Below are 17468 nucleotides of genomic sequence, written 5' to 3'. Positions count from 1 at the left end.
CCATCCGCGCCAAAATCAAGCGCGCCGCATGGAACGACACATACTTGCTCAGCCTCATCAGCCAAATGCGATAGCCCTGCCCGCAGAGGGGGGAGGGAGGGCGCGTGCCGGGTTCGACGAGACTTCTCTTGCAGCCAGGGACGATCCCAACTTCGTTCAGTGAATCCGCCCGTTCCCACGGGAAGAGGGCCCGAGCCAAATCCATTACCCCCCGGTGAGCGGGGCAGGGCGCCTCACGGCTCCGGCCAGGCGGCGCTCGACCGGTAGGTGCGCTTCAGGAAGTCGAGGAACGCCCGGGTCTTGCCCGGGACGAAGGCGCGGCTCGGATAGACCGCGTAGATGCCGGCCTGCGCGGCGGCCGTGTAGGCGGGCAGCACCACCTCCAGCAGGCCGCTGCGCAGTTCCGCGTGGACGTCCCAGGTGGAGCGCAGGGCGATGCCCAACCCGCCGATGACCGCCTCGCGCACGACCTCGTTGGAATGGGTGCGCAGCGGCCCGGCGGCGCCCACCGTGCAGGGCCCGTCCGGCCCGACCAGCCGCCACGGGTTCTGGTTCTCGGTGGCGAGGCAGACATGGCCGCGCAGGTCGTCGAGGTCGGCCGGGCGCCCGGCCGCGTCGAGGTAGCTCGGGCGCGCGCAGAGAACCCGCCGCACCGGGGCGAGGCGCAACGCGGTCAGCCCGGAACTCTCCAGGGCGCCGACCCGGATCGCGAGATCGTAGCCGCGCTCCACGATCGGCTCGAAATCGTCGCTGAGTTCCAGGTTCAGGACGATCTCGGGATGGAGCGTGAAGAAGCTCCGCAGATGCGGGACGATGTGCAGCCGCCCGAACGAGGTGGGGGCCGTCACCCGCAGGGTGCCCCGCGCCCGGGAGGCCCGCTGCGACACCAGGGTCTCGGCCTCCGCGATGGAATCGACGATCGGAGCGATCTTCTGGAAGAACTCCTGGCCGACATCGGTGGGCGCGACCCGCCGGGTGGTCCGATGCAGAAGCCGCACCGCCAGCCGCTCCTCCAAACGCTTCAGGCGCTTCGAGACCACCGCCACCGAGAGGCCGAGTTCGGCCCCGGCCCGGGTCAGGCTGCCGGCCCGGACCACCCGGGCGAAGATCTCCAGGTCGCTGTGGTCGTGCATGGGGGTGGGATCCGCATTCTCAACGTCGCGGAAAGAATCAAATCTCTTTTGGCGCCTTTTTCGCCGGAGCCAAGGGTCCTATCGCTGGGGCGTCAAAGATTCTTCACGCGCCGCTCAAGTTTTTCTCAACGTCGCGCGTCAGCCCAGGGGATCGCCATGTCGGGCCTCGTCGTCGCCGAAGACCTCCGCCGCTTCGTGTCCGAGGAGGCGCTGCCCGGGACGGGCGTGAGCGCGGACCGGTTCTGGTCGGGCTTCGCCGCGATCCTGCGGGACCTCGCGCCGCGCAACCGCGCGCTGCTCGACCGGCGCGACGCGCTCCAGGCCGACATCGATGCCTGGCATCGCGACCGAAGGGGCCAGCCGCACGATCCGGTGGCCTACGCGGCGTTCCTGGCGCAGATCGGCTACCTGCAGCCGGAGCCGGAGGCCGTGCGGGTCACCACCGCGGACGTGGACGCGGAGATCGCCGAGATCGCCGGCCCGCAGCTCGTGGTGCCGATCTCGAACGCGCGCTACGCCCTCAACGCCGCCAACGCCCGCTGGGGCAGCCTCTACGACGCGCTCTACGGCACCGACGCGATCCCGCAGGACGGCGAACGCGCCCCGGGCCAGGGCTTCAACCCGGCCCGGGGGGCGGCGGTGGTCGCCTACACCAAGGCGTTCCTGGACGCGGCCGCGCCACTGACCGAGGGCAATTGGGCCGAGGCCACCGGCTTCGCGGTGACGGCGGGACGCCTCGCGGTCGATCGCGGCGGCCGGGCGGCCGGGCTGGCGGACGGGGCCGCGCTCGCCGGCTACACCGGCGCCGCGCAGGCGCCCGAGAACATCCTGCTGCGCCATCACGGGCTGCACATCGAGATCCGGCTCGACCGGACCAGCCCGATCGGCCGCACCGATCCGGCCGGCATCGCCGACGTGGTGCTCGAATCCGCCCTCTCGACCATCATGGACATGGAGGATTCGGTCGCCGCCGTGGACACCGCCGACAAGGTCGCGGTGTACCGGAGCTGGCTCGGCCTGATGCGCGGCGACCTCGTCGCACACCTGCCCAAGGGCGGCCGCACCATCGCGCGGCGGCTCGCCGAGGACCGGACCTACACGGCCCCCGACGGCGGCGTCCTGACCCTGCCGGGCCGGTCGCTGATGCTGGTGCGCCATGTCGGGCACCACATGGTCACGGACGCCGTGACGCTCGACGGGGCCGAGATCCCCGAGACGATGCTGGACGCGGCGATCACCGCGCTGATCGCGCTCCACGATATCAAGGGCACCGGCCTGCTGCGCAACAGCCGGGCCGGCTCGGTCTACATGGTCAAGCCGAAGCTGCACGGGCCCGACGAGGTGGCGTTCGCGGTGGCGCTGTTCGGCCGGGTCGAGGCGCTGCTGGGGCTGGCGCCGCGGACCCTGAAGATCGGCGTGATGGACGAGGAGCGGCGCACCAGCGCGAACCTCCGGGCCGCGATCGCCGCCGCCGCCGACCGCCTGTTCTTCATCAACACCGGCTTCCTCGACCGCACCGGGGACGAGATCCACACCGCCATGGAGGCCGGCCCGGTGGTCCGCAAGGATGCCATGAAGGCCACCGCCTGGATCCGGGCCTACGAGGACGGCAACGTCGATGCCGGGCTGGCCTGCGGGCTGCCGGGCCACGCCCAGATCGGCAAGGGCATGTGGGCCGCCCCCGACCGGATGGCGGCGATGCTGGCGGCCAAGGGCGACCATCCGGAGGCCGGCGCCAACACGGCCTGGGTCCCGTCCCCAACCGCGGCCACGCTCCACGCGCTCCACTACCACCGGACCGACGTGCGCGCCCGCCAGGCGGAGCTCCGCGACCGGGCGCCCGCGACCCGCGCCGCCATGCTGACTCTGCCGCTCGCCACGGAGCCGTTCGCGCCGGAGGCCGTCCGCGAGGAGCTCGACAACAACTGCCAGGGCATCCTCGGCTACGTGGTCCGCTGGATCGACCAGGGCGTCGGCTGCTCGAAGGTGCCCGACATCCACGATGTCGGGCTGATGGAGGACCGCGCCACCCTGCGCATCTCCAGCCAGCACATCGCCAACTGGCTGCGGCACGGGATCGTGGACCGCGCGCAGGTCGCCGAGACCCTGCGCCGGATGGCCGGCATCGTGGACCGCCAGAACGCTGGCGACCCGGCCTACCGGCCGATGGGACCGCATTTCGACGGGCCGGCCTTCCGGGCCGCGCAGGCCCTGGTCTTCGAGGGCGCGGCCCAGCCGAACGGCTACACCGAGTTCGTCCTGCACCGCTATCGCCGGGCGGCCAAGCGCAGGGACGCGTGACGCCCTGGGCCGGCGCGGGGGAACCTCGGCCCGGTCTCAGCGACGCTTGCGTGTCATAATATAGATGAGGAGGTTGGCAACCGCGCGGCAGAATGCCGTCGGGATCGCCTGGTCGATCTCGACCGCGTCGTACATCGCCCGGGCCAGGGTCTTGTCAACGACGAATTCGATCCGGTGTTTCTCGGCGATCTCGCGGATGTGCAGGGCGAGCAGATCCTTCCCCTTGGCCAGCACCATGAGGGCGTAGAGGTGGCTCGGGTAATCTGCACAGCGGGGCTGAGTGGAATTTCTGCCTGACGGCGGCCAAGATGGCTGCGGATCAGGAGCGACGATGAGCAAGCGACAGCGCTGGAACCACCTCCCGGCCTTCAAGGCGAAAGTGGCTCTGGCCGCCCTACGGGGGGAGAAAACCCTGGCCGAGTTGGCCCAGCACTTTGATGTCCATCCCAACCAGATCACGACGTGGAAGGGTCAGCTTCTCGACGGGGCTGCCGGTATGTTCGGAGCCGCGTCTCGGCCGGAGACGACACCGGCCACCGACGTCAAGACGCTGCCTGCCAGATGTTTGGTCCCGCCGTGTGGTGATACATCTGGTGCCACATGGAGGGACGCGCTATGGGACAGGTTCTCCACGGCAGCGCCACAACGACTGAGACGGTCCGTCGGGCAATCCAAGCTCGTAGAGAGAGCGTGAGAGCCGCCGCGAAGCACTATGGGATCAGCCCGACCACCGTGCAGAAGTGGCGGTCACGTCCGACCAGCACCGATGCGCGGATGGGACCGAAGGAGCCTCACTCCACGGTGCTGAGCCTGGTGCACGAGGCGGTCATCGTCGCCTTTCGCCGGCATACCCTGCTGCCACTGGATGACTGCCTCTCCGCGCTTCAGGCCAGCATTCCGCACCTGACCCGCTCAAGTCTGCATCGCTGTCTCCAGCGTCACGGCATCAGTCGACTGCCGGAGGTCGACGGCGACAAGCCCAAGCGTTCGCGCTTCAAAGCCTACCCGATCGGCTACTTCCACATCGACATCGCACAGGTCAGCACCGAACAAGGCAAGCTCCACCTGTTCGTTGCCATCGACCGCACGAGCAAATTTGCCTTCGTTCAACTTCACGAGAAGGCGACACAACGGATCGCAGCGGCCTTTCTACGCGATCTGGTCGCGGCCGTGCCCTACACGATTTACACGGTCCTGACCGACAACGGCATTCAGTTCACCGACAACAAGCCGGTGAACGCGGAGGCCGAGGCCAAGGCAGCTGCCTATTGGGCAGAGCGCGACGAGCCGCGCATCTACCGCTGGCACTCGTTCGAATGGGCCTGCGAGCAGAGCAAGATCGAGCATCGCCTGACCAAACCACGCTGCCCGTGGACGAACGGCCAGGTCGAGCGGATGAACCGCACCATCAAGGACGCCACGGTCAAGCGCTACCATTACACCGACCACGACGAGCTGCGCCGCCACCTGCAACTGTTCGTGGAAGCCTACAACTACGGTCGCCGGCTGGAGACCCTGCGAGGCCTCACCCCCTACGAATTTATCTGCCAGACCTGGACGAAAGAGCCCGAACGCTTCAGGCTCAATCCGTCACACCACATGCCGGGACCAAACATCTAATTGCGGTGGGCCCCGGGCCAATCCCGCGAACAGTGAGCGGCGTGCCAGCGATCTCGCCGATACAGGTGCTGTGTCGGTAAGGCGGGGGATTGTCTACCACCTTAGGGACCGAAAAACTTAAATAGCACATAGGTCATCGCCGAGCCCGATGAGTCCAAATACGAAAATATCTCCCAGATTCGCCCCAGTTGTGTTTTGACCCCCCCCGGATTCGCGAAAAATAAAATCTGACTGTCAGACCAGCTATCACTGAGTGTCGCGAAAAACTCTTTTTCCTCATCGGCAAATGAAAGGGCCCAATTGTTGCACAGTTTTCATAAATAAAATGGCTCCCATTTTGCCGAGCCAGTCCTCATTACCCACGCATGCCCGGCGATCGACCAAGAATATTGGCACTCGTCGAGGTCGATTTCTGAAAGGTAGTTCTGATTGCAGAGCTAGTCTTCAACCTATGCCGCGTCCGCGACTGCCGTTCACCCGTCCCAGGCAGCATACCGGCATCTATAACCTAAACCCTGTCGCCAACCGTTTTACGGCATAAAGCAACACCGTGACGCGCGATGGAACCCCAACGCGCGCATTGCAATCCCAACCAAGCGCAACGAGGCACCGAATGCCTGCCCCGAGTTAATTTACCCCAACCGCAACATCAACGAGCGCCTCTGGGCGCGACTCAAGGAGTAGCGCGCCGTCGCGACCCGAGATGAGAAAACCGCCCGCAGCTTCACAGGTGTCTTCTGCTCGCTGCCTCGCCCGACTCGATCAAGTGACGACAGGCCATAGGAGCATGGCATGGTCATCTCGACCCTGGGCAGGGCCCTGGCGAACGCCACCGTGACCTAAAGAAATTCGACGTCCTACCCATCCAGTACCTGCGCCGCTTCCAGCACTCGATCTACGCGGGCAACTTCCGGCAACGCTTCGCCTATCAGCTGACGCAGCTAAATTTCGGCCAGGACGAGGCCCGCTTCGCTGCCTTCACCCGGATCATGAACGAACTCGCGCCCGAGAGCCGGCGAGATCTCTACCTGCTGATCGCCCGGACGGCGGTCCAGGAGGGCAAGACCGGCACGGCGCTCATGGCGGCCGACAAGGCGCTGCTGTTCTGCGCCCCGGAAAGCCTGGAAGCGACCCAGGCCCAGCTCTACCGCGCGGCCGCCGAGATCGTGACCCTGGCGACGTTCCAGACGGCCCTGCAGAAGCTCAAAGCGGTGGACCGGGCGAGGCTGCCGGCGCGCGACGTCCAACTCCTCGACGCCGCCCTGTCGATGGCCGACCAGATCGGACGGGGGCTGGCCCGGTCCGCCACCCCGCCGGATGCCGAATCGTCGAAGCGTGCGCAGGTCCAGGCGGCAGCCGACGAACCCGGCAGCCTGATCCCCAAAGCCGAGGCCATGATTGGCCGGATCGATCAACTCCTTCGGAAGTCAAACCCGTGAATCCGATCTCCGCCGCGGTTCCGAATCCCACCCCGAAGCCGGATCGCGAGATCGTGCCGGCCAATGCGAACGGCGATGCGCCGCAGCAGGGGACGGGACGCGAGAGCGCCTTCGGGACTGTCCTGCGCGAGCTCTCGGGGACCGGTCCGGCGTCCCCGGCCAAGGACGACGCCGCGAAGGCCAAGCCCGACGACGCCGAGGGCGATGCTGTTCCGGAGGCAACCGTCGCGGCCCCGGCCGCACCCGGAATGCCGGCAGGCTCTGCCGCAGCCCTGGTGGCAGATCTCCTGCGCGTTGCGGCACCGCCCGCTCTCACCGCGGCTTCTTCCGAATCCGCGACGGCCACCCGGGATCGGCCTGCTGCGGCACCGACCGTTCCCGGAACCGGAAGCCTGTCGGCGTCCGCACTCGGTTCCACGGGAGCGCCGGTTCGCGAACCGTCATCGGGATCCGCATCGGCCCTGGCCGGGAGCGTGGATGCGGACCCACCCCACACGAACGAGGCCACGCGCGCGGACGGACCCACAAGTACGGATGAGGCCACGCATGCGGACGAGCCCGCGCGCAGGAACGAACCTGCGCCCACGGACGGCCCCACGCGCGCAGACGGCCTCACGCGGGCGGACAGACCCACGCACGCGGAAGGACCCACGCACGCGGACGTCGCGAAGGTCCTTCGCGCCGCTGCGGGCAACGTCGCGGTGCTGGGCCGCGCGGTTCATTTCCAGCCCGTCGTCGCGGGCGGCGCGCCGGCGCCCGAGCCTGCGAGCGCGGGGCCGGCAGAGCCTGCCGGCCCCGCGCTCGGCGTCCTCGATCCGCAAGGCACCCGGTCCGCGCTGCCGGCCCTGAATGCCGCGGCGGCGCTGAAGCTTCAGCCGCCGGTCCGGTCGGAGCCGGATCCGCGGCGCGCGGCCACGGCAATCGACGCCGAGGCCGGCCCCCAGAAGCCGGCGGGCATCGCACCCGCGCCGGGCCGCGTGGTCTCCGGGGTCGAGCGGGCCGTTCTCGCCTCCATCGGCGAGCACGCCGAGGATGCCGCGGCGTCGGCCGGATCATCGCGCGACGGGACCGGGACCGCCACGAGCCTGCCCGCCGGATCATTGCCGATGATCGCCACGGCCATCCGGGAGGAGCTCGAGCGCGCGACCGCGGCCGCCGCCGCGCAGGGCCGGATCCACGCCGATCCGACGGCCGGCGGCGTCCCGGACGGGCCGCTGCGCGTCCTCAAGATCCAGCTTCGGCCGGAGGATCTCGGGGTCGTCACCGTGGAGATGCGGCTCTCCAACGGCCAGCTCGAAACCCATCTGCGCGCCTCGCAGCCGGAGACCGCCGCGCTGCTGCACAAGGATGCGGCGATCCTCACCGACCTCCTGAGCCACAGCAGCTACCAGGCCGAGGTCACCGTCGGGCAGGCGCGCCCCGCCGAGGCGTCGACCGCGTCGGGCGGCTCGCAATCGCAGGCGTCCCCGTCGTTCGCCGACGGCGGGGCCCGCCCCGGCAACGAGGGCGCCAGACAGCGGCAGGACGCGCAGCGCCAGGCCGGCAACAGACGCGAAGGAGAACGGACGGATGAAGCGGTACGTCCTCGCGACGGCGGCATTTATCTCTAGCGCTGTCCCGGCCGCCGCGAATGTCTGCGAGGCCGAGATGGGGCGCGCCTCCGCCCGCTACGGCGTGCCGCTGGGCGTGCTCTACGCCGTCGGCCTGACCGAGACCGGCAAGCGCGGTTCCCTCCAGCCCTACGCCATGAACATCGCCGGAACCGCCTATTTCGGGACGGGGCCGCGGGACGTGATCGCCCGCTTCACGGAAGCGCGCAGCAAGGGCATCCGCCTGATCGACCTCGGCTGCATGCAGATCAACCACCTCTATCACGGCGGCAAGTTCGGCTCGGTCGAGGCCATGATCGACCCGCACGCGAACGTCGAGTACGCCACCCAATTCCTCCAGGAGCTCAAGAAGCGCGAGGGCAGCTGGACGATGGCGGTGGCCCGCTACCATGCCGGGCCGAACAACAATGCGGCGCAGAAACAGTATATCTGCCGGGTTGTCGCCAACATGGTCGCGACCGGATTCGGGCAATGGACCCCGGCGGCGACGCAGTTCTGCCGGTGATGCCCCTTCGACCGGGGGTGGCCGCGGCCACGCTCGGTCACGGTGGCCGGCGCCGATCCGCCCCGCAGCAGGTCGCGTCGCTTTCGGCCGGGCGTCGAGAGACGCGGACGAGAAACGGATTCTTCAGCGCCAACAGCGCAGATTACTGACCACTCTATGCGGATGCTGCCTATTGGCCGCTCATACGTTGAGCAAGACGGCAAACGCCACCATCCTTCCGGGGCTGGGGGAGCAGGATGAACGACGCACCAGACCCGCCCGACGGCGCGTTCGCCAAGACGCTTCTGCTGTTCGCGGTGACCATCGCGATCATCGCGGTCTCGGCCTACATCCTGATCCGGATGGATTGAGCGCCGTCAGAGGATCTTGCAGCTTCCGTAGCTCATCCTGATCTCGCCGCGGTCCTCCGGATTCAGCTGCGCCTCGACGAAGTTCAGCTTGTTCAGGTCGATCAGAAGGAAATACACGCCGTTCTGGCACTTGATCGCGTTGCGCGGCGTCCGTTCGTTCAAGCGCGGCGACGCCACCTGACATTCGTAATAGTCGGAGCGCCCGGCGGAGAGGACGGTCAGCAAGCCGCCGCCGGAGACCATCGAGAAGGTCCGCGCCCGGTGCGGCTGCGGCTTCGCGCCCTCGGGGCCCGGGGCCGCGTCGAGCCCCACCGACACGTCCTCCGTACAGGTCATCGGGCGGCGCAACTGAGAGGCTGCCGGTGCGATGCTCAGGATGAGGACCGCACCAGCGAGCGCTACCCTGTGGGCGATCATCGGCGGCAGATCCGTGATTCGTGGGTAGTTCTAACCGACAAGCTAAGGCGTCGTCCGGCGATGTAAATCGCGCCTCCGCGGGTCGCGAAGCCGATCAACAGATTTACCGTCGCGCGCGATGTCACTTCATCTGCCATGACCGGTCAAGATGGTGCGATCGACAACACCGGCTCGTTCTATGCCGGTGGATCCGCGTCCCTGGCGGGAACCGCGTCCCGATGTATCGGGCGCGGCGGGATCCGCACGCGACGCGAGCGGATTGTCACGGGGCGCAGGCGCGCGAAAAGGGGAGGGACCCCGGCTGGAACCGCGATCCGGATCCGGCAGGGCCGTCCGGATCGTTGCGCCTGCCGCGCGCGGCTCGAGGTCGCGCTCCGACGACGTGGCTCCGGTTCGTCGCAGGAACGCGCGTCAAAACAAGAGCTTAGAGCCGTTCCCGACCCAACGCGGTCGGGCACGGCTTTAGCGCGTCGGCGCAGCCGGGCCGGCCGCGTAGCTCGACACCGACGGGGGCAGGGCGGCGGGCGCCGGCGTTTCCGCCTTGGCGGCGCGGGTGTTGCGCTTCTCGTAGAAGGCGTTGCCGCCGGCCACGGCCACGTAGTGCATGTTCTTGTACGGGAAGTGGTGGCCGGCCGTGTGGAAATACATCGCCTTCCCGACCTTCGGGTGCCGCTCGCCCGCCAGCACCGCGTCGGCGGCGTCGGCCACCTTCTGAAGGTCGCGGTCCTGCATCGGCTTGGTCAGGACGCCGGGGGCGAACTGCCCGGGCTGCCCGACCACGGCACAGATGCCGCCCGGGAAGATCGCGGCCTCCATCCGGTTCATGACCACGGTGCCGACCGCCAGCAGGCCGGATTCGTCGCTGCGGTTCGATTCGAAATACATGGCCCGGCCGAGGCAGTCGCGCTCGGCGTCGGTGACCACCATCGACGGCTTGCGGTCGGGGATCGATCCTGTGGTCAGGGGTGACGCGGTGTTGCACGCACCGAGCCCGCCGGCGAGCGCCAGCGCGACCAGCCCGGAAACGGCCTTGATCCTCTCGCTACCCTGCATGCATCAGCGCTCCGTCCTCCGGCCTCGGGGCAGGGCGATCGCCCATCCCGGCGTCGCCACACTCGATCGTTGTACGCGCCAAGCTTGTGTGCACGTTCGCGGCGAGGATGTGGCGGGCCGTCATGCGTGGACCGCCCCGAACGCCGGCCTGCCCGCGCTGGCGGACCGGCGGATGGCCCTGGAACGCGGCCCCCCGGGGGACGGACCGGGGCCGCAGCGGGAGCCGCAGGTCCGGCCGGAAAAACGCTGCGGTGCCAAAACCATAGCGTCGCCCCCGAGCGTCCGGGATCCGAGGGAGCAGCCCCGCGGGCGGCGGATTCTTCCGGCGGAACCGGGAGCCGGGCGGGGGCCCGGTGTCATCCGATAGACACACACGCCGCCAACCGGTGCCGGGACGTTGACGGGACCCACGCCTTGGCCGGAATGTGGCCGGGACGGTTCCCTTCGGGGATCAAAAGGGAACGCGGTGAGGGGGGCTTCCCCGAAGCCGCGGCTGCCCCCGCAACTGTAAGCGGTGAGCCTTCTCGTCACCACGTCACTGGGCCGCCTCGCCCGGGAAGACGACGGGAGGGCTGCGACCCGTGAGCCAGGAGACCTGCCGTCCGTCGTGGTCACACGCGAAACGCGCTGGGCGGGGTGTCCTGGCGGGTGCCGGGACGCCCGCGCGAGCGCGGTCGGCGCGGCCTCGTTCGCGGTGACGTGCCACTGCCGTCGCCCGAGGTCCGGTGCCCCATCCTGTCCCGCGCTGTGCGCTCTTGAAACTGTCCGTGCTGACGGCCCTCGCCCTGCTGCCTCCGGCGGCCTCCGCCCGGGACGGAACCCGGCCGAGCCCGGACGCCGAGGCGACGCTCGACGAGATCTCGGTCACCGCGGAGCCTTCCGCGCCGCCGCGGGGCGGGGTGGCCGCGAGTGCCGGCTATGTCGGCGGCGTGACCGGCATCGGCGGCCCGCTCCTGACCGTGGATTCCGCCAGCGCGGGGGTGATCACGGGCGCCCAGCTCAACAGCCGGCCGGTGACGCGTCCCGGCGAGGTGCTGGAGGCGGTGCCGGGCCTGATCGTCACCCAGCACAGCGGGGAGGGGAAGGCCAACCAGTTCTTCCTGCGCGGCTTCAACCTCGATCACGGCACCGACATCGCCCTGTTCCTGGACGGCATGCCGCTCAACATGCGCACCCACGCCCACGGCCAGGGCTATGCCGACATCAACTTCCTGATCCCCGAACTCGTCGGCGCGGTGGAGTTCCACAAGGGGCCGTACTTCGTCCGCGACGGCGACTTCGCCTCCGCCGGCTCGGTGCGGATCGACTATCTCGACACCGTCCAGAAGAACCTCGCGCTCACCGCCATCGGCAGCTTCGGCTACAAGCGGGCGCTCAGCATCGCCTCGACCCCGCTCGGCGACGGCAACCTTCTGGTTGCGGGTGACGCGCAGGTCTATGACGGGCCCTGGGTGGTCCCGGACGCCCTGCGCAAGATCAGCACCGTCGCCCGCTACAGCCAGGGCACGGCGCTCGACGGATTCTCGGTCACCGGCATGGCCTATGCGGGCCGCTGGACCGCCACCAACCAGATCCCCGAGCGGGCGGTCGCGCAGGGGCTGATCGGCCGCTACGGCACGATCAACCCCACGGATGGCGGCGATACGAGCCGCTTCTCGCTGTCCGGCCGCTTCAGCAGCACCGACGAAACCGGCCTGACCCGGGCCTCGGCCTACGTGATCCGCTCGCAGCTCAACCTGTTCAACGACTTCACCTATGTCCTCAACGATCCGGTCAGCGGCGACCAGTTCCACCAGCTCGACCAGCGCATCATCGGCGGCGGCGAGGCGCTGCACATCTTCCAGGGCGACCTGTTCGGGCGCCCGATGGAGAACGAGGTCGGCGTGCAGACCCGGACCGACAGCATCCGGGTCGGGCTGTTCAACACGACGAACCGGCAATACCGCTCGGGGGTGCTCGACGACCGGGTGCTGGAGACGAGCGGGGCCTTCTATTTCGACAACCGGGTGCGCTGGACCGACTGGCTGCGCACCAGCCTCGGCTTCCGCGCCGACGGCTACGCGGCCCGCGTCGCCTCGGACACGCCGGCCAATTCCGGGCGGGCGCGCGATGCCATCGTCAACCCGAAGCTCGGCCTGACCCTCGGTCCGTGGTTCGACACCGAACTCTACGTGAATTACGGCGGCGGCTTCCACTCGAACGACGTGCGCGGGGTGACCGCCACCGTCGATCCGGCGAGCCCCCTGTTCAACATCGCCCGCGCGCCGTTCCTGGTGCCCTCGACCGGCTACGAGGTCGGGCTGCGCAACCGTTCGATCGCCGGGCTGGAGACGAGCCTCGCCCTGTTCCGGCTCGACTTCGCGTCCGAAAACCTGTTCCAGGGCGACACCGGCACCACGGAGCCGAGCCGCCCGACCCGGCGCTTCGGGGTCGAGTGGACGAACCGCTACGCGCTCACGCCGTTCCTGTCGCTGGAGGGCGACCTGACGATCACCAACGCCCGGTTCTCCGACGTCGACCCGGTCGGCACTCGGGTGCCGGAGGCGCCCACCACCATCGCGTCGGCCGGCATCACCTTCGGCGAGCCGCTCGGCTGGTTCGGCTCCCTGCGGTTCCGGTATTTCGGGCCGCGCCCGCTGATCGAGGACAATTCCATCCGCTCGCGCCCGACCGCCCTGTTCAACGGCCGGGTCGGCTACGCCTTCGAGAACGGGGTCAGCGTCTCCCTCGACGTGCTGAACCTGACCAACAGCCGGTCCGACCAGATCACCTACGCCTACGTCTCGCGCCTGCCCGGGGAGCCCGCCGAGGGCCTGACCGACCGCGTGTTCCACCCGGTCGAGCCCACGGCCGTGCGCCTCACCATCGCGGGCCGCTTCTGAGCGCGGACCCGGCGGCCCGGGGAGATCCGGCTCAGTGCTGGCCCTGCCCGGACGCCAGGATGGCCACGCCCACCGCGATGATCGCGATCCCCACCAGCATGGTCGGGCTGATCGCCTCGCCGTACAGCCACGCGCCGCCGAGCGCGGCGCCGATCATGCCGACCCCCGACCAGATCGCGTAGACCACCCCGATCGGCAGCATGTCCATGCTGCTCGACATCAGCCACAGGGCGGTGCCGTAGCCGACCGCCACGATCAGGGTCGGCCCCGGCTTGGTCAGGCCGTCGGCGGCCTTCAGCGCCAGGGTGGCGGTGACCTCCGCGCCGATCGCGAGCCCGAGGATCAGGTAAGGGTTCATCGCGCGGAAGACCTTTTGTGCAGGCGCGGAGCCAGCTTCAAGTGAACAACGGTTCTTCGGATCGCCAGGGACGATCAGACAAGGACGGCGGGTCGCAGTTTGTGCGCGGCAGCCTCCCCCCATAAGGTGCCGCGAGGGTTCGGGAGTCCTTTTCCGCCGAATCGATGAAGATTTTCGAATTCCCCGCGCCGGGCACGCGCGGCGGAGCCCCGAATTCAACGTCCGGCCGGGTTGGCCCTTCGTTAACGCCTCCTCATCATGGTCGCCGCGCGCACCGAGGCCCCGGCCGACGGCGCCACGACAGTGCCGATCCAGAGCGATACCGATCCACCATGACTGCGTCGCCCGCGATCCCGGAAGCCTCGGCCCGCCCCCGTCCGGGCCGCCGGCGGGGCGCGCGCTGGGGCGCGATCGCCGCGGCCGGCGGCGTCGTGGCGGCGGGCTGCGCCTGGACCGCCACCGCGCTGATCGACGTCCCGAATCCGGTCACGCTGGCGGCCCTGGCGGTCCTCGAGCCGTCCGCGATCGGCCCCTGGTTCCCCAGCCGGGTGGTGCAGGCGCCCGAGCGGGCCCGCGACCTGGCGTTCCGGCCGAGCCCGATCCTGGAGCGCGTCTCCTGGAAGGGCCAGACGGTTCCGCTCGCGACGATGCTGGCGGAGACGCACACCAACGCCTTCCTGGTGGTGCAGGACGGGGTGCTGATCCACGAATGGCAGCGGCCCGGCACGGGACCGGCGACGCTGTTCCCGTCCTGGTCGGTGGCGAAGTCGATCGTGTCGCTGCTGGTCGGCACCGCGGTGGCGGGCGGCAAGCTCGCGGAGACCGACCGGGTCTCGGCCCTACTGCCCGAATTGCGGCACGGCGCGGTCTTCGGCCAGATCACCGTGCGCGACCTCCTCGACATGACGAGCGGGATCGCCGTGCCGGAGAACTACGACCCGCAGCATCCGCTCACCGGCACCGCCGGGATGTACCTGACGCGGGACATCACCGCCTTCGTGCGGGACAACGCCCACCTGGCGTTCAAGCCCGGCAGCCAGGGCCGCTACCGCAGCATCGACACCGAGCTGCTCGGCCTGATCCTGGCGCGGGTCGAGGGCAAGCCCCTGGCGGACCTGCTCTCGGAGCGGATCTGGAAGCCGATGGGCGCCCAGGCCGACGCGACCTGGAACCTCGACCGGGCCGGCGGCATCGAGAAGGCGTTCTGCTGCATCAACGCCACGCCCCGCGACTTCGCCCGCCTGGGGCTTCTGGTGGCCGACCAGGGCCGCGCCGGGCAGAACCGCATCATCCCGGCCCGCTGGATCGACCGGATCGAGACGCCGGCCCGCCGGGATGTCGACGGCTGGCAGTACTCGGCCCAGTGGTGGCACGCCCCCGGGGGCGACGACAGCGACATCTCGGCGATCGGCGTCTACGGCCAATACGTCTACGTCGACCGCGAGACCGGGACCGTGATCGTGAAGCTCAGCGACCACGGCGCCGAGCAGGACGAGGTCGACACCCTGTCGGTGATGCAGGCCATCGCCCGCGACCTCGCCGCCCGCCGCACGGCCCGCTGACCCGGCACGCCGCCTGCCCCCCTCACAGACTCAGACATCTCCGGATGCGGCGCGGGTCGCCCCTCCCGTGCGGGCTACGATGTTCACACATCGGCTTGCCAAAGCCGCGCCGCGCCCCCTCTCCCGTGCGGGAGAGGGTTGGGGTGAGGGACCAGGTCTTTCCGGAGAGGTCGCATCCCTCACCCTGTCCCTCTCCCGCACGGGAGAGGGGACCCGCGCCACATCCGGGGATGGGTGAAGCCGATAGCCCGTGCGGGAAAGGGAGCAGGTCGCGCTTCGCCGGAAACGACCTGCGAACATCATAGGCAACAGCCGGGCGGGCAGGGAGGCCGCTCAAGCCTCGGTCGGGCCCGCGCCCGATGCGGGCCGGCGCCGGGCAAGCTGGAACACGCGTGTCAGCGACCCGACCCGGCCGTTGCGGATGAAACGCCGGCCGACACTGGCCCAGGCGATGGACGTCACGGGCGAGGCCGGATCGACCAGGGCGCTCAGCGCCCGGGCGTAGTCGAGAACCAGCCCGGGGGTCCAGGTCATCGACCGGGCGCCGTTGCGCAGCAGGGCCGCCGCCCAGAATTCCGGGCTGGTGAGGGCCTGGGCGAGGTTGCGCCAGGGATGCCCGTCCCGGCTGAACGCGCCCTCCACCGCCACGTCCAGGGCGCGGGCGACCGTGGTCGAGCAGTTGCGGCTGATGAAGTTGTAGGTCGTGTCGCGGTGATAGGCGTCCCAGAACGCCCGCAGCCGGGGGCCGTCGACGCCGTCGAGCGTGACCGCGACGGTGGCCTCGCACCAATCCGCGACCTCCGCGCGATGCGACGGCAGGAACCGGCCGGGGACGTCGTTCTCGGGGCCGGCGCGCAGGCTCGACCGGAGGTTGGCCGGCGAGCGGTCGATCTCCACCGCGGGGTAGTGGCTGATATAGAGGTCGCCCCCCAGTTCGAGGGCGGCGTGGCCGGTGGAGTAGCGCCCCGCCACGTCCACGGAGGCGACGTAGCGCCGGACCAGCCGCTGCGTGGCCGGCGTCGTGGCCTGGCCGGTCGGCGTCCAGACATAGACGGTCAGGCTGTCGGAGCCCGGGGCCGACGCCCCCTCCGGCACCGGCACCGGGGCCGTCCGCCGGGTGCGCAGGCCCGCCAGGGCCAGCCGCAGGCCGTTGATGACCAGGAACATCCCGATGCAGTAGCCGACCGTGCCGACATACCAGGTCGGCCAGGGCTGCAGGTGGAACACGCCGAAGGCGACGCCCAGCGCGCCGAGCGCCACCGAGGTGCGCCATTCGGGGAACTTCAGCAGGTAGGCGAGGACGATCCGGACCGTGCCGTCGACCAGGAAGACGGTGCCGAACAGCATCGCCAGCAGGAAGAAGCTCGAGGCCGAGGCCATCATGATCAGGATGGCCGCCACGGCCAGGAACAGGCCCTTGAAGATCCGCAGCCGCCGGGCCGCCCCCGCGGCGATCAGGCCGGCGCCGAGCGAACCGAGGGCGTCCACCAGCAGGAGCAGGCCGAACCAGCGCTCCGGGATGTGGACCGCCCCCGCGAGGGCATCGATCATCACGGCGGCGCCCAGCAGGGCCAGGGCCACGCCGGCGGCCAGGATCAGGTGCGCATGGCGGCGGACCGCCTCGCCCCCGACCAGCACCTGCCACAGCGGAGCCATCCGGGCGTTGCCCTCCCGGATCGGACGATCCGGATCGAGGCCGCCGGGCCGGGTTTCCAGGGATGAACGATGGGACATGGCAGGTCGTCTTCGGAAGCGCGCGTGCGACCCGAGCCGCTCCCGATCGCGTTGCCATCGGGAGCGGCTCGGGTCCTGGATTCGACGCGCTCGCTGACGCCGAACCGGTATCCATTTCGGCGGCGAGCGCGCCGGCACCTTCCACGACTCGCCTAAGGACCAGGTTAAGGCAATCGCGGCCGTCGCGCCGGACGCCGAGATGTCCAAAGCGAACGACCGGCTCCGCCATGCCGTCCGACCGGGTGACGTTTCGGGAACGGCAGCCGATTCACGCGGACCGGACACCGCTCCGGGGCGTCGCCCCAGCGCAGATCAGTCCTCGCGCTTAAAAACCGACGTTTCATACGATATAGGCTCGACGATGATAACTTTATTCAATAAAAACCTAAGATTTAAACCCCGCATTGTCTAGAAGGGTTGCGAAATAGCGACCGTATTAAGAAGATTCAATCAAATCCATAAGGAACTAATTATTAAAGGCCTTATATAAATCTATAGATGCAC

The 17468-nt window shown here is 69.3% G+C and carries 13 protein-coding genes, 2 pseudogenes and 1 riboswitch; of the genes and pseudogenes, 9 read left to right on the top strand and 6 right to left on the bottom strand.

What is annotated here, in order from left to right:
* Positions 1–233: 233 nt before the first annotated feature.
* Positions 234–1133, bottom strand: a complete 900-nt coding sequence (locus FV233_RS22945) for a LysR family transcriptional regulator (RefSeq protein ID WP_147898887.1) — start codon at positions 1131–1133, stop codon at positions 234–236.
* Between the two features lie 156 nt (positions 1134–1289).
* Between FV233_RS22945 and FV233_RS22940 the strand changes: the two genes are divergently transcribed.
* Positions 1290–3434 (top strand): malate synthase G, encoded by a 2145-nt coding sequence (locus FV233_RS22940; RefSeq protein ID WP_147898886.1) that lies wholly within the window; start codon positions 1290–1292, stop codon positions 3432–3434.
* Positions 3435–3470: 36 nt separating this feature from the next.
* Here FV233_RS22940 and FV233_RS22935 read toward each other — a convergent pair whose 3' ends face one another.
* Complete coding sequence (locus FV233_RS22935) at positions 3471–3671, bottom strand: EscU/YscU/HrcU family type III secretion system export apparatus switch protein (RefSeq protein ID WP_147898885.1); 201 nt, start codon at positions 3669–3671, stop codon at positions 3471–3473.
* A gap of 94 nt (positions 3672–3765) precedes the next feature.
* On the opposite strand from FV233_RS22935, the pseudogene FV233_RS22930 reads away from it, so the two are divergent.
* The 6 genes and pseudogenes from FV233_RS22930 to FV233_RS22905 all read left to right on the top strand — a co-directional run.
* A pseudogene (locus tag FV233_RS22930) lies at positions 3766–3939 on the top strand (transposase); the annotation flags it as partial.
* Positions 3940–4049: 110 nt separating this feature from the next.
* Positions 4050–5054: an IS481 family transposase gene (locus FV233_RS22925; protein ID WP_187278204.1), complete on the top strand. Its 1005-nt coding sequence runs from the start codon at positions 4050–4052 to the stop codon at positions 5052–5054.
* A 573-nt stretch (positions 5055–5627) separates the two neighbouring features.
* A pseudogene (locus tag FV233_RS22920) lies at positions 5628–5824 on the top strand (transposase); the annotation flags it as partial.
* A 219-nt stretch (positions 5825–6043) separates the two neighbouring features.
* Positions 6044–6493 carry a hypothetical protein gene (locus FV233_RS22915; RefSeq protein WP_147898883.1) on the top strand — a complete coding sequence of 150 codons (450 nt, stop codon included), beginning with the start codon at positions 6044–6046 and terminating at the stop codon, positions 6491–6493.
* Entirely contained in the window at positions 6490–8103 is a 1614-nt protein-coding gene (locus tag FV233_RS22910) for a flagellar hook-length control protein FliK (protein WP_147898882.1), read from the top strand. Before FV233_RS22915 ends, FV233_RS22910 begins: the two co-directional genes overlap by 4 nt.
* Entirely contained in the window at positions 8063–8608 is a 546-nt protein-coding gene (locus FV233_RS22905) for a transglycosylase SLT domain-containing protein (RefSeq protein WP_147855816.1), read from the top strand. The genes FV233_RS22910 and FV233_RS22905 overlap by 41 nt, the downstream gene beginning before the upstream one ends.
* 356 nt (positions 8609–8964) lie before the next feature.
* Here FV233_RS22905 and FV233_RS22900 read toward each other — a convergent pair whose 3' ends face one another.
* Together FV233_RS22900 and FV233_RS22895 are read right to left on the bottom strand one after the other, a co-directional pair.
* Positions 8965–9375, bottom strand: a complete 411-nt coding sequence (locus FV233_RS22900) for a hypothetical protein (protein ID WP_147855815.1) — start codon at positions 9373–9375, stop codon at positions 8965–8967.
* A 462-nt stretch (positions 9376–9837) separates the two neighbouring features.
* Entirely contained in the window at positions 9838–10428 is a 591-nt protein-coding gene (locus FV233_RS22895) for a cell wall hydrolase (RefSeq protein WP_147855814.1), read from the bottom strand.
* 418 nt (positions 10429–10846) lie between these two features.
* Positions 10847–11046, top strand: a riboswitch (cobalamin riboswitch).
* A gap of 239 nt (positions 11047–11285) precedes the next feature.
* Here FV233_RS22895 and FV233_RS22890 point away from each other — a divergent pair.
* Complete coding sequence (locus FV233_RS22890) at positions 11286–13310, top strand: TonB-dependent receptor (protein ID WP_147898888.1); 2025 nt, start codon at positions 11286–11288, stop codon at positions 13308–13310.
* A gap of 31 nt (positions 13311–13341) precedes the next feature.
* Here FV233_RS22890 and FV233_RS22885 read toward each other — a convergent pair whose 3' ends face one another.
* Positions 13342–13668 (bottom strand): multidrug efflux SMR transporter, encoded by a 327-nt coding sequence (locus FV233_RS22885; RefSeq protein ID WP_147855813.1) that lies wholly within the window; start codon positions 13666–13668, stop codon positions 13342–13344.
* 332 nt (positions 13669–14000) lie between these two features.
* On the opposite strand from FV233_RS22885, the gene FV233_RS22880 reads away from it, so the two are divergent.
* Positions 14001–15230, top strand: a complete 1230-nt coding sequence (locus FV233_RS22880; RefSeq protein ID WP_147898881.1) for a serine hydrolase — start codon at positions 14001–14003, stop codon at positions 15228–15230.
* Between the two features lie 333 nt (positions 15231–15563).
* Here the strand turns inward: FV233_RS22880 and FV233_RS22870 are convergent, their stop codons facing one another.
* Complete coding sequence (locus FV233_RS22870; RefSeq protein ID WP_147898879.1) at positions 15564–16964, bottom strand: DUF4105 domain-containing protein; 1401 nt, start codon at positions 16962–16964, stop codon at positions 15564–15566.
* Positions 16965–17468: the final 504 nt, after the last annotated feature.

Origin of the sequence: Methylobacterium sp. WL7, from assembly GCF_008040085.1 — a bacterium.
Lineage (GTDB): Bacteria > Pseudomonadota > Alphaproteobacteria > Rhizobiales > Beijerinckiaceae > Methylobacterium > Methylobacterium mesophilicum.
The sequence above is the reverse complement of the archived record's forward strand: the minus strand, read 5'-3'. Positions and strand labels throughout refer to the sequence as shown.